The sequence below is a fragment of the Acinetobacter sp. ANC 4218 genome (genome assembly GCF_002135245.1).
GTDB lineage: Bacteria > Pseudomonadota > Gammaproteobacteria > Pseudomonadales > Moraxellaceae > Acinetobacter.
In genome coordinates this window covers 67679-80841 of record NZ_NEGD01000004.1, presented here as the reverse complement: position 1 = coordinate 80841, position 13163 = coordinate 67679, and the positions used below count along the sequence as shown (strand labels likewise).

Annotated in this window: 10 protein-coding genes and 4 tRNA genes; 10 read left to right on the top strand and 4 right to left on the bottom strand. The window is 42.4% G+C overall.

Going from position 1 to position 13163, the window contains the following annotated elements; translation table 11 throughout:
• Nucleotides 1-39: 39 nt before the first annotated feature.
• A complete protein-coding gene (locus tag B9T38_RS05025; protein WP_086195749.1) occupies nt 40-2079 on the bottom strand; it encodes a M3 family metallopeptidase in 2040 nt (679 codons plus the stop codon).
• Between the two features lie 149 nt (nt 2080-2228).
• Entirely contained in the window at nt 2229-4649 is a 2421-nt protein-coding gene (gene rnr, locus B9T38_RS05020) for a ribonuclease R (protein ID WP_213033052.1), read from the bottom strand.
• A gap of 264 nt (nt 4650-4913) precedes the next feature.
• Here rnr and B9T38_RS05015 point away from each other — a divergent pair.
• The 6 genes from B9T38_RS05015 (at nt 4914) to B9T38_RS04990 (ending at nt 7236) form a co-directional block, all read left to right on the top strand.
• Nucleotides 4914-5005 (top strand) — tRNA-Ser (locus tag B9T38_RS05015).
• A 15-nt stretch (nt 5006-5020) separates the two neighbouring features.
• Nucleotides 5021-5097, top strand: a tRNA-Arg gene (locus B9T38_RS05010).
• A 57-nt stretch (nt 5098-5154) separates the two neighbouring features.
• Nucleotides 5155-5231, top strand: a tRNA-Arg gene (locus B9T38_RS05005).
• A gap of 362 nt (nt 5232-5593) precedes the next feature.
• Nucleotides 5594-5670: transfer RNA gene (locus B9T38_RS05000), tRNA-Arg, on the top strand.
• A 390-nt stretch (nt 5671-6060) separates the two neighbouring features.
• The gene (locus B9T38_RS04995; RefSeq protein ID WP_086195747.1) at nt 6061-6558 is read left to right on the top strand and encodes a YcxB family protein; all 498 of its coding nucleotides are present in this window, start codon (nt 6061-6063) and stop codon (nt 6556-6558) included.
• 39 nt (nt 6559-6597) lie between these two features.
• Nucleotides 6598-7236, top strand: coding sequence for a fumarylacetoacetate hydrolase family protein (locus tag B9T38_RS04990; RefSeq protein WP_086195746.1), 639 nt, complete (start codon nt 6598-6600; stop codon nt 7234-7236).
• 193 nt (nt 7237-7429) lie between these two features.
• Here the strand turns inward: B9T38_RS04990 and B9T38_RS04985 are convergent, their stop codons facing one another.
• Nucleotides 7430-8677, bottom strand: a complete 1248-nt coding sequence (locus B9T38_RS04985) for a YihY family inner membrane protein (protein WP_086195745.1) — start codon at nt 8675-8677, stop codon at nt 7430-7432.
• A 114-nt stretch (nt 8678-8791) separates the two neighbouring features.
• Here B9T38_RS04985 and wrbA point away from each other — a divergent pair, with 114 nt between their 5' ends.
• Nucleotides 8792-9388 carry an NAD(P)H:quinone oxidoreductase gene (gene wrbA / locus B9T38_RS04980; protein WP_086195744.1) on the top strand — a complete coding sequence of 199 codons (597 nt, stop codon included), beginning with the start codon at nt 8792-8794 and terminating at the stop codon, nt 9386-9388.
• 108 nt (nt 9389-9496) lie between these two features.
• On the opposite strand, the gene B9T38_RS04975 is transcribed toward wrbA, so the two are convergent.
• Nucleotides 9497-9856 (bottom strand): hypothetical protein, encoded by a 360-nt coding sequence (locus tag B9T38_RS04975; protein ID WP_086195743.1) that lies wholly within the window; start codon nt 9854-9856, stop codon nt 9497-9499.
• A 985-nt stretch (nt 9857-10841) separates the two neighbouring features.
• Here B9T38_RS04975 and B9T38_RS04965 point away from each other — a divergent pair.
• The 3 genes from B9T38_RS04965 to B9T38_RS04955 all read left to right on the top strand — a co-directional run bounded on the left by B9T38_RS04965 (nt 10842) and on the right by B9T38_RS04955 (nt 13089).
• The gene (locus B9T38_RS04965; RefSeq protein ID WP_086195913.1) at nt 10842-11222 is read left to right on the top strand and encodes a hypothetical protein; all 381 of its coding nucleotides are present in this window, start codon (nt 10842-10844) and stop codon (nt 11220-11222) included.
• Nucleotides 11216-12391 carry a CsgG/HfaB family protein gene (locus B9T38_RS04960; protein ID WP_086195741.1) on the top strand — a complete coding sequence of 392 codons (1176 nt, stop codon included), beginning with the start codon at nt 11216-11218 and terminating at the stop codon, nt 12389-12391. Before B9T38_RS04965 ends, B9T38_RS04960 begins: the two co-directional genes overlap by 7 nt.
• An 86-nt stretch (nt 12392-12477) precedes the next feature.
• Entirely contained in the window at nt 12478-13089 is a 612-nt protein-coding gene (locus tag B9T38_RS04955; protein ID WP_086195740.1) for a hypothetical protein, read from the top strand.
• Nucleotides 13090-13163: the final 74 nt, after the last annotated feature.

Genomic DNA, 13163 nt, shown 5'->3' with positions numbered 1-13163 from the left:
TCATCATCCTAACCTTCCGAACAATCTTAGACAGTTAGTTTAAGCGTTTTTAGAGGGCTTCGTCCAACCTTGATGACGTAATAACGCATCTATTTTTGGCTCGCGTCCGCGGAAATTGATAAACGCGTCAAGTGCTGTATCTTTTCCGCCAACTGCTAGAATAAATTGACGAAATTCTTTTCCGGTCTGCACATTAAAGATTCCTTCTTTTTCGAAACGGTCGAAGGCATCACTGGCCAAAACTTCGGCCCACTTATAAGAGTAATAACCCGCAGCATAGCCTCCGGCAAAAATATGGCTAAAGCTATGCTGGAAACGGTTATAACTGGCTGTCGGTGCGACCGCATATTTTTGGCGAATTTCGTCCAGCGTCGCTTGTACCTGTTCGGCATTTAAAGCAGAACTGTGTTTGTGAATCGACAGGTCAAACAGGGCAAATTCTATTTGACGCAAGGTTTGCATACCAGACTGGAAGAAACGGGCATCCAGCAAGGATTTAAGCAAATCTTCTGGCAAATGCTGCCGGGTTTCGATGTGTTCACTCAGCAGATCGAGGCTGTCAGTATCCCAGGTCCAGAACTCCATAAACTGGCTTGGTAGCTCGACTGCATCCCAATCTACGCCGTGTGTACCTGCCACGGCAATATGGTCGACTTCTGTCAGCATATGATGCAGCCCATGGCCAAATTCGTGGAACAGGGTGTTGACTTCATCGTGAGTGAGCAGCGCAGGTTGATCGCCGACTGCAGGGGTAAAGTTGCAGACCATGTAGCAAATCGGTTTTTGCAGGCCTTGTCGGGTTTGCATGCGCGAGCGGAAACCACTCATCCAGGCACCACCGCGTTTGCCGCTACGTGCATACAGATCGAAATAAAAACCGCCGACTACCTTGCCTTGATCTTCCAGTTCAAAATAGCGCGCATCTGGATGCCAGACTGGTGCTTCACGTTCCACAATGTTGATGCTGTAAAGACGATTCACAATGCTAAACAGGCCTTGCAAAATCTTGGGTGCAGGGAAATACGGTTTCAGTGATTCCTGCGATAAGTTGAATTGTTGCTGTTTCAGTTTTTCCGAATAATAACCGGTATCCCACGGCTGTAACTCGAGTATGCCATCCTGAATGGCGATGGTTTTTAATTCGGCAATTTCTTTACTTGCAGGGGTTCGGGCATGTTCAGCCAGATCAACCAGGAACTTGTCTACAGTTTCGACATCGGGTGCCATTTTGCTGGCCAGCGATAACTCGGCATAGTTGTTGAAACCTAATAACTGTGCCATTTCATGACGCAGACTCAGGATTTCTTCCATCACCTGGGTATTGTCAAATTCAGGATACTCAGACAGGTCGGAAGCACGTGTGGTATAGGCTTTGTATAATTCCTCACGTAAGCCACGGTCATCGGCATAGGTCATGATGGCCAGATAAGCTGGAATATCTAAAGTCGCGACTGACTGATCCAGTTCACGTTGCTGACCATATTGTTTAAGTAAATCTACGCTGCTTTGTGGTAAACCTTTGAGTTGTTCTTCAGTTAGAGGCTTGAAGTAGATTTGTGTGGCATCTAATACATGGTTGGAAAAGTCAGATGACAGCTGTGACAAACGGGCAGAAATTTCTGCATAACGTTTTTTCGCTTCACCTTCTAAGGCTACACCTGACAGTTTGAAATCACGTAGTGCCAGTTTAATTGCACTTTGATGGGCTGCAGGGAGGGTACTGAATATGGACGAGTCATATACATGTTGATAGCTTTGATAGAGTACCGTGTGTTGACCCAGCTGGGTGTAGTATTCACTTAATGCTGGAAGCAGGGATTGATAAAGTTCACGCGTTTCTGTGTTATTCATCACGGCATTGAGATGTGACAATACACCCCAAGCTTCACTCATGTTGTTTTCCAGCGTATCAACTTGCTCTAACACATTAAGCTGTGCCTGAGCGTTCTCTGGAACTGCAGTTAAATCTTTTAAAAAACTTTGTCCTTGTTGAATGGCTTGTTCAATCTGTTGTTTTAAATCAGCCAGTTGAATCTGGTCAAATTGTGGAACGGGCAAGGTTGCCTTTTCTAAAGTCATTTCTAATACGCCATATCATTTTATAAACTTAATAATAGATGTAAGGCTTAGAGAAGGTTAAATCAAGGGCTATTATTTTTCAGTCGGTAAATACTTTCTAGATTAGACTCAATAAAAAGCCCTACCGGAGTAGGGCTTTGATCAGAAAATTAGTCTAGCTTAGTTTTCGCATTCGACTTTTTCTTTTTCGGTTTGGATTTTTTCTTCAGCTTGTCTTTGGCTTTTGCATCCGATTTGGCTGAAGATTTTTTATCTGACTTTTTAGCTGGTGCAGCAGATTTGGTTTTAGGCTTTTTCTTGCGAATCGGTTGTTCACCATCTTCACTGACCACGGCTTTCGCACGTGGGCTAAATACTTCTTCTGTTGTTGTCTTGGCCACACGTGGCGCGCGGCTACGAATAGCACGGCCGGCATGGGTCAGTTGTTGCAACAGTTCAAAGTCAATTTTGCGATCGTCCAGATTTACCGCAGCCACCTTAATTTTGACTTCATCGCCCAGACTAAAGGTTTGACCACGTGCCTGACCGATTAAGCTTTGGCTTGGCTGGTCATAGACAAAATAGTCATCGCCCAGTTGGCTGACGTGGATCATACCATCAACATAGAGATCTTTTAAGGTTACAAACAGGCCAAATTCAGCTACGGCACTGATCACACCGACAAATTCTTCACCTAAATGCTGCTTCATATAATGACATTTCAACCAGGTGGTGACGGAACGGGAAGCTTCATCGGCACGGCGTTCAGTTTGAGAGAAATGTTCACCGGCATCATCCAGAGCAGCACCGGAAAGCGCGAAAGGCTTTTGTTTTAAATGGGCCTTGATGGCACGGTGTAATAACAGGTCTGGGTAACGGCGAATCGGGGAGGTAAAGTGCGTATAGGCTTCATAAGCCAAACCAAAATGTCCGGCATTATTTGCACCGTAATAGGCTTGCATCATCGAGCGTAACAGCACCGCATGAATGCTTGGTGCATCAATACGGTCTTTAGTGGCTTCAATCACCGCCTGATAATCTTTTTGCGTTGGTTGTTCCGGGAACGGCAGGCCAAGCAATTTCACATATTCACGTACTTTCTGGATGCGTGAAAATTCAGGTGGCTCATGTACACGGTATAACATCGGAATGTCATTTTCCAGAGCATATTCTGCGGCTGCCACGTTGGCCAATAACATACATTCTTCAATCAGTTTATGTGCTTCGTTACGTGTACGCGGCAGAATTTCTTTAATACCACCTAGCTCATCGAAGGTCATGTAGGTTTCGACCGTTTCGAATTCCATGGCATGACGCTCTGCACGTAAACCTTTCAAGATCTGATAAAGCTGGAACAAGGTATTCAGCGATTTGCGTACATCCCGATCTTCAGGAACGGCTTTGCTGTCGCCATCAAAATACTGTGCCACCTGAGTATAGGTGAGACGCGCTTTGGAATGCATCACAGAAGGGTAGAATTCAAAACCAGTGACGCGACCGGCACGGGACAGTTTTAAATCGCAAACCATACAGAGACGATCGACATGCGGATTCAGTGAGCACAGACCATTAGATAAGGCTTCTGGCAACATCGGCAGCACAAAGTGCGGGAAATAGACTGAAGTGCCACGCTCTTTGGCTTCGTCATCTAGTGGTTTGTCATTGCGGACATAATGGCTTACGTCAGCGATGGCTACGACCACACGGTAGCCGCCACCTGGACGTTTTTCTGCATACACGGCATCGTCAAAGTCGCGGGCATCCTCACCATCAATAGTGACCAGAGCCAAATCACGTAAATCGATACGACCTTCACGGTCTTGTGCAGAAGGTTCCTTAAAGTGTTCTGCATCGCGAAGCACTTCTTCCGGGAATTCATAAGGCAAGCCAAATTCCAGAATGGTTTGTGGAATAATGATTTCCGTATCGGCCTTGTCTGCCATGGATTGCACGATATGACCGGTCGCCAGTTCTTCACGGGTCGGATAGTCATCAATCGCCACACGAACCGAATCACCTACTTTGACCTGGGCATGTTCAATCAGTTCTTTTTCCAGAGTAATCGGTTGATGGGCATTCGGATTGGCCGGCTGAATAAAGTATTCGCCATCGTGAACAGCCACTTTACCAATAATCTGTTTTACCCGATGTTGCACCACTTCGGTAATAAAGCCCCAAGGCTTGCCTTTGCGGTCGACCGAGGTTTGACGAACCTTGACGCGGTCGCCATTAAAGACCAGACGCAGCTCGCGTTCAGGTAGTAAAAGGTCTTCATGATCGGCAATCGAGGCACTGCCCAGACCTTTGGAATTGATATAGACCGTGGCTTCATGCGTCGGCTGGCTGGCGGCAAGCTGGAACTTATAGCCATCTTTCATCAACTGGCCATCCCGAACCATGGCGATCAGGCGATGACTGAGTGCATCAATACTTTTTTGATCTGCAATTTCAAAATGTTCTACTAAATCTGCATGAGATTGTGGTGCTTGTAATTTTTCAATCGTTTCAGAAATCAGAATACGGCTAGGAATAGGATTTTCATAGCGTTCAGCTTCAGCTTTAGCTTCAGGATCGACCCAATTTTTCATAATGTCTTTGGCTTCATGTCAGAAGATAGGATTAGCATAAGTCATGCTGCAACAGACTGCACGTAAATGATTGCAATAATGTGTTTTTCAGTTCAAATTTTGGGGGGAAGCTGAATATTTCACGGTCACCAGCCATAAAACAGACAGAAAAGGGCAGAGCAAAGTCGTAAATTGTTTAAAAAATAGATGATTGATTAAAAATATCAGAATTTTTTGAAATCTGACTTGAAGAAATGAAGTTTAATTTGTATTATGGCGGCTCGTTACGGTGAGGTGGCCGAGTGGCTGAAGGTACTCCCCTGCTAAGGGAGCGTGGGTCTTAAAGCCCACCGAGGGTTCGAATCCCTCTCTCACCGCCACGAATAACTTGAAATGCGCTCATAGCTCAGCTGGATAGAGCACTTGGCTACGAACTAAGGGGTCGGGAGTTCGAATCTCTCTGAGCGCACCAATCAAGTTAAATGTGGTAATTTTTATAGTAACGAATGCTGCAAAGCAACTCAAGTACGCGCTCATAGCTCAGCTGGATAGAGCACTTGGCTACGAACTAAGGGGTCGGGAGTTCGAATCTCTCTGAGCGCACCAACTTGAACACATCGACAGATGTAAAACTGGAAGAAACCGCACATGTTGCGGTTTTTTTTGTGTCTGAAATTTGGTGTAACTTAATCTTGTCAATTTTTCTATGAGTTGGGAAGTTTTTAAAAAGCATCTCATCTTCAATGTTTACTTCAGATATCTGAAGTAAACCTGAAATAAAAATACGCTTATAAAATTGATGATTTCTTATTTCAAATCAATCTGTGCAATCATCAAAAAACAAATTTTGTTTAAAAAATAGATGAAAAATCCAATTTCGCCCAATAACTGTCCATTTGATTGCAGATTTGTGAAAAAGCACTTAACAGAATGTTAAAAACGCGTATAATGCACCACATCAAGACGTCGCGCTCATAGCTCAGCTGGATAGAGCACTTGGCTACGAACTAAGGGGTCGGGAGTTCGAATCTCTCTGAGCGCACCAACTTGATCACATCGACAGATGTGAAATTGAAAGAAACCGCTTAATTGCGGTTTTTTTGCGCCTAGAATAAATTAAATGTATTAAAAAATTATTTCATCTGCTGTTTAATCTTTAATACCATTACGGTATTGCCATCTATTGTTCTAACATGTCGTGATAAGGCACATTTCGCGTTGCTCTCTACTGGCAGCATCAAACAGATTTCCCAGACTGTTGAGATGATCGGAACGCAGCTTAAAATCGAATAGAAGATTGATCACTCCCAATCCGGCTAAAACTTTATATTCTGTATTGCTGCCTGATGTAATTTAGGTGGGTAAAAACAATAAGGAAATGACGGAATCTGGTGTACTATCTAGCACAATTGTTCGAATAATTTGATGATGAATTATGTCAGAGACCAAGCCTGCTGTATCGGTACGTTATTTCCTAAACCTGGAAGAATCGCAAGACGGTTTTGCCCTGGCGACTTTTGGTAAAAAGCAGATTACCCGTTTTATTACCCCATTGGTGAGTATTGGAATTATTATCTGGGGGTTTTATCTCGGCTTTAATGGCGTGGGTCGCTATTACGTTGCGCTTGGCGCTTTCTTTTTAATTTTGCAATTGATTATGCGTTACTGGTTTTTACCGATGATGTTCAAACGTCAATTTGTGAAATATCAGTTTGGTAAAAGTGAACAGGGCATCGAGTTGTTTCAAGATCATGCCGATATTTATGCCAATGGCCGTAAACAGATTTTTAACTATAGCGAAGTGCAAAACTTTGCTGTGGGCAAGCTGACTTATATGATTGAATTGAAGAATCGTACCGTGGTGATTGTACCGAAACGTGCCTTCGAGCAATTGGCCGATCAAACCGTATTTGAAAACACATTTAAAAAGTAAGTTTGAAATAAAGTAAAAGTGCAATAAAAAAGGAAGATCATGAATACACGTCCATCTAAAATTGTCTGTATCGGTCGCAGCTATGCAGACCATGCCAAAGAATTAGGCAATGCCATTCCTGATCGTCCTGTTTTATTCATCAAGCCGCCCAGCAGTTTAGTGAGTTTGGAACAAGGCATTAGCTGGAATCCGGCATGGGGCAATTGCCATTATGAATGTGAACTCAGCCTGCGGATTGACCGTACTTTGAAAGCAGAAACTGATCCTGCCAAAGCCTTGCAAGCTGTCGGTGCAGTGACTTTAGGTCTGGATTTAACCCTGCGTGATTTACAGGATGACTTGAAAAAGAAAGGTCAGCCTTGGGAACGTGCCAAAGCCTTTGACGGTTCATGTGTCTTGGCAGATTGGGTGGACGTTGCTGAAGTCAAAGACTGGAAAGATGTCCATTATACTTTTCATGTAAATGATGAGCTGCGTCAAAAAGGCGATACCTCGTTGCTGATTTTTGATATTGCAACCTTGCTTGCAGATATCAGTCAGGTGTTTACTTTAGAGCCGGGTGATGTGGTAATGACCGGTACACCTGCGGGTGTGGCTGCATTGCAATCAGGCGATCAACTGAAAATGACGTTGCAAGGTCAAAGTCAGGATTTTGTCTGGAAAACCTTTGTTCAATAAGCGAAAAAGCTGAGTAAAAAGGCTGTTTGATACAGCCTTTTTTTAGTTCTGAATTTTTACATAACGGTCAGTTTGCATGGCAGGATCAAGCGTCTTTTTCTTGTCAGTACATCTGTGTAGTTATCCGAATAGCCATTGAAAAAGCCTTCATATGTGAAGGCTTTTTTTATGGCATCGTCAAGGTCAGTTAAGGTTATTTCTTTTCAAAAATAGCCGACAGAGGAATGGAGAGTTTTGCCGCCAGATAGTCATCAGATTCAACCAGAGCGGGTCCAAGTCTTTGCATCCATTCATCATCCGGGCGGATATTGGCAATATCTTTGCTGCGTGGAAGTGGATAAGGCAGCTGTTTATAAAAACTCCAGAAATCGACCTGAGCCAGATTGCGCGTGAGCACATATTCATCATCATCGGTACGTTTCACCAGATTTTGTTTTTCCAGCATCACTACATACGTCGGCCAGCGTCCAATTTCATCACGGCCTAAGACTTCCAGTGCTTCTTCATCAGAAACGCTTTCGCCACTTTGCTGTTTTTTATAAAACAACTCCATCAAATCCAGCAGCATAATCACGGGATGGCGTTTGGGTTCTTTGCCTGAATTAAATGCAGTCAGGGCATAACTGATTTCGACCCCCAGCAAAACAATGTTCCAGGACAGGAAAATCCATAACAGGAAAATCGGGATAGCAGCAAAAGCACCATAAACAATTTCATAACTGGTGAAATTCGACATGATGATGCCAAACAAATTTTTCAGTAATTCAAAGACGACGGTACTAAATGTACCGGCAATCAGGGCAGCTTTAATCGGAACACTACGGTTGGGAATGGTCCAGTTTAAAATGAAAAAACCTAAAATGGTGAGAACAAAGGAAATACCCCACAGGATAAATTCACCGTCGACCTCATAACCGGCAAAATTATTACTCAGTACATTTAACGAAGCTACAGTCGATGAAATAACAAAAGCACTGCCTAACAAAATTGGACCCAATGAAATAATGGTCCAGTAACGCATAAATCCAATAATCCCGCCTCGCGTTTCCTTGACTCGCCAAATCCGGTTAAATACGGTCTCGATACTGGAAAGCATCATAACTGTAGTCACAAACAGAAATAAAATACCAATCACTGTCAGATTGCTGGATTTATCGGTAAAGGCAGTAAAGGCTTTGTCAAAGGCGATGGTGGTTCGAGGTAAAAAATGGCTATAAATCAGTTGCTGTAATTGTTGTCTTGCAGGTTCCAGGGCTTTAATGGAAGAAATGATTACCAGAAAAACCGTCAGCATGGGGACCACTGCAAACAGCGTGGTATAGGTCAGAGATGCCGCTTGATCACGGCAACGATCGGCTTCAAAACGTCTTATGACAAATAAAGCAAACTGAAACCAGGTCTCATTATAAAAAGGAAGTTTTTTTAAATACTTTTCTAGCATCGTGATGAAGTCTCAATTTTTTTAGTCATCTTTATGAATTTTCAATACCAAGCTTAACCAAAAAATGGGAAAAATACCGTATAGTTTTCTCTTTTGGCTCCGTTTATAAAAATTATGCAGTCTTATGTCCTTGTTTTATATTACAGCAAATATGGCTCAACCAAAGAAATGGCGCATTTAATTGCTAATGGTGTTGAATCTGCAGGTATGGCGGTAAAAATTCGTACGGTACCCAATCTGTCGACTGTGGTGAAACAGGCTGAGCCGAGTATTCCGGAGGAAGGGGATATTTATTGTACCCTGGATGATTTGGCCAATTGTTCAGGTCTGGCTTTGGGTTCACCGACACGCTTTGGCAATATGGCCTCTGAGATGAAGTATTTCTGGGATCAGACCACCAGTCTTTGGTTGAATGGTGCTTTGCATCAAAAACCGGTCTGTGTCTTTACATCTTCTGGTTCGATGCACGGCGGACAGGAAAGCACATTGCTGACTATGCTTCCCCCTCTGTTTCATCATGGCATGATGATTATGGGCCTACCGAATGCCAACCCGGCATTATCCAATACCAAGTCGGGTGGCACGCCGTATGGAGCAAGCCATGTCAGTGGTCCGCGCCATGATTTGGGTTTAAGCCAGGATGAAAAAGTCTTGTGTGAAGAGCAGGGTAAACGCTTGGGCGAAGTGGTTAAAAAATTGCAGGTAAACTGATCTTTATTAAGAACTTGAGTTTCACTCACTCTATTTGTAAGGTATGTATCTATAAAAAACCCTTCTAAAAATGAAGGGTCTTTTTATTGCAATTTAAAGTTTAAGTGCTTATTCAGGTTGTTTAAATCTATGATTGCATTGCAAACATTTATAATCTAGAAACACATTCTTATCGATAATGACACCGGCTTTTTTACCGAAAATATTCCCTAAAACCCCACCTGTCACTCCTACGGCAATGGCACCTACAAATGTTCCTACTGTGCCACCGAAAATCACGCCTAATGGTCCGGCGACTGCCCCAATCGCTGCGCCTGTCGATGCACCTGTTGCAGCACCACCGACTGTTCCTGCCGTTGCCCCAGCGGAGGTCATTAAAATTCCACCAATGGTCTTTAAGTTCTTTTCGTGATCGCGTTTTTCAACTTCGGTCGATCCACATTTAGGACATTGCATAAGTTTTTCCATCAACAATTTATATTGACCGATCTTGAACTATAGGAAATAGAGAAGGTTTCAAGGTCAGCTGATATTTATGACATGTTGCTACAGTATGTCGCTTCTGCAACTGGATGTCAGGAGCATTTCATACCAACTTGATTCTAGTTGAAATAAAGTCGAAACAGTTTATCTGAGTTGTAAACACATTCATTCTTTATCGAATCTGGTGATGGCTGATTTTTTAATAATCATCAGTCATACAGCCATGAAAATGACTGTATTTTGCATACACTGCAACTTAAAACAGGCTAGGCTGGAGGCTGCACGGCTCCTCTCTTTAAGTCCAATTCCATGTGTCTTTGGCTTAAATTCTGCGATTTTGCGACGGATAAGAAGACTGTTAAAACAATCTTCTTATCCGTCGCCTTCCTGACCGGTGCCGGTATGGCAAATGCTCAAAACACTGAAGTGGTCGTAGATATAGGGCTGCAAACAGCCTTATCGCTAAAGTTAGAGTGTTTTTTTTTGAACGGATACTCATGCTTTTAAAAAATTCACTTTACTGCTGGAATTACTTTATAAATACGATTAATGGTGATTGGTTAATTGTATTTTTATAAAAATGAGATGTTTGTCACATTTAAATAAAAGAGTTAATAAAATCAAAGTTTACAACTTTCTAAACTTAAAAATGCTTTTATAGTTGGCGTTTTGGATTATGAAATTTTGATTTATTAATATAAAAAATATATTAATTTAATTAATTTTTTGATGTAAATTTTAATTTTAAAAATTTATATCATAATGATTTCTTACAATTCAAAAATAAACAATAATTAACAAATTAATAATTATAACAACAAGATAATTTGTTATCTTAAACCTAAGACATGTAAAACCTGATAAATTTTGCCTTTTGTTTTATTTATGTGATTTAATATTTTTAATATAAATTAAACCTTACTAAATAAAAAATAAATAAACATCCTGGAACGAAGGACGGGTAATGATTATGAAAATATCAGTGATCAATGTGAGTTTATTTTGTTGCTGTATTTTGGGCAATGCTTATGCCACATCGGATGAATGGAGCCAGCGCTGGAAATCGTCAAGTACTCGTTCCAGTGAAAATCTGGTGCAGGCCAATCTGATCGAGCTCAAGGATTCCGATTATTATTCTGGCTTGGGAAAGACCACTATAAATAGCACCTCGACCAGCTCTATCGGTACGGTGAATTCAGCTACGAGCAATGTGAATATCAATGGTTCAAATAACGGCGTGGACATTTCGAATGATACTTCGAATGAAGGCACCTTAAATTCCACGACCACTCAAAACAATCAGCAATGCCCCAACTTAAGCACCCAACCGGGGGGGGACTCACTATGCTGAATTTCCCGTTAAATAGAAGAAAAATATCTTCTGTGACTGTGTTGATCCTTTTTAGCCAGCTGATGAGCGGGTGCACGGGTATGGCGGTCTCAAACAAGAAACCGGTCAGTCTGGTACAGGGTCCCCCAATTACCGATATTTTCACCCCTTTTGATATGGCTTTATCCTGCCTGAAAGGGCAACTGCGCAGTGATGTCAGCTTTTCCGTTGGAGCGATTCTGGACCAGACCGGCAAAGATGTAGTGACCAATGGCGGCAGTGGCAAAATGGTGACCCAAGGTGCGGGAGATATGGTGCAGTCCGCCTTATTTCAGGCTGGGGTCAGTTTATTGAACCGGCGTGATCCGAGGATTATCGAAAGCGAAGCCAAGTGGGGCATTCGCGACCCACGACAAATTCAGGCTTCTGATTATTATGTCACTGGCAGCATCAACAGTCTGGATTTTATTCCAGGGAGCGGTGTGGATATGCAGATTGGTGGAGTCGGGCCGAATTATAGTCAAACCCGCATTATGGTCGGGCTGGATTTATCCCTGACTGATACCCGTAGCAGTAAGGTGGTGGCTAATGTTTCGCTGCAAAAACAGATTGCTGCGCAGGATTATGGTCTGAGTGCAGGTAGGTTTGCCGGGCATACTTTATTGAATATTCAGGTGGGCAAAGGGGAGCGAGAAGCAACTAATTTTGCTCTACGCCAAATGCTGAATCTGGCTACTTTTGAGTTGCTTAGTCAGGTTGTTCCGCCTGCAACCTTTGAAAGTTGCCGCGCGCAAATACCACCTGAATTTGGCCAATTGAGTTTAACCCGAAGTTCGGTTGCGCTGTATAAGTATAAGCAGAGTCAGCAGCAAAGTAGCGCAAATTTACCGAGTACTGTTCTGGAATCATCATCACATAAAACCAGTTCACCGAATGAGAAAAATAAAGCAACCGATTTACCTAGTAAAGATACTCAGCCACCTAAGAAAAAAGAGTCCGAGTTGATTGAAAATCCTGAAGGTGAGTCTGAACCGAGCAAACAGGATTTGATTAAATATATCAGTATGAAAAAGCCTTCATCTTTTTTAAAAAAAATGAATGAAGAAAAAGACAATGAAAAGACTTCGATGCTGTGGGATGTTAATCCGGAAATGGTGGAAAACTACTGGTCAAGCACGCAGCGTGATTAAAAATATATAAAAATGGGCTCGCTCCCATTATAAAAAAGAAGTGCTTAGCGAGAAGTACTTCAAAATTAGAAAAAAGGAAAATAACCATGAATAAGACTATCAAAACAATCGCCTTATCTGTTGCCTTCTTGTCCGGTGCAGGCATGGCTAATGCTCAAGAGGTCACTGTAGATACTGGGTTAAATGGTGCCTTAAATCTTTTATCTCAACATACCCAGCCAAATGGTACTGCGCTTAACCTTGCCATTAATACCGCTACTGTTGATGCAACGGTCAATGTAGATGGGCGGTATAACTCACTGAATAATGTGGGAGACAAAATTGCAGTAGAAACTTCAGCAATTGGTGCGGTAAACACCGGTAGTATTAATTTGCAACAAGGCAATTTGAGCGCAGTGAATACGGGAACAGTGGAGTCAACTCTTGATGCTGAAAGAAGTGCGGCGCGTAATTTGGAAGAATGGCGTTCTGAACGGTCATCAGAGTTTGAAAGTTCCATTAGTACATCGTTAAATACGGATACTTATGACCAATTCTCTGAAACTCTGAGTAATTACACTGCAGCGAATTTAGCTTTTAATTCAGCAGCTATTGATGCATCTGTAAATGTAGATGGAAAAGTGAATCATATTGATGGTATCAAAACTTCAGCTATTGGTGCTGTGAACACCGGTAGCATTACTGTGACCGTAAAGTAAATCCACCGTTCAATATGATCCAGGGTCTAACTATTTGCGGATAGTTAGACTTTTTTATTTTAGAGCAAAAAATG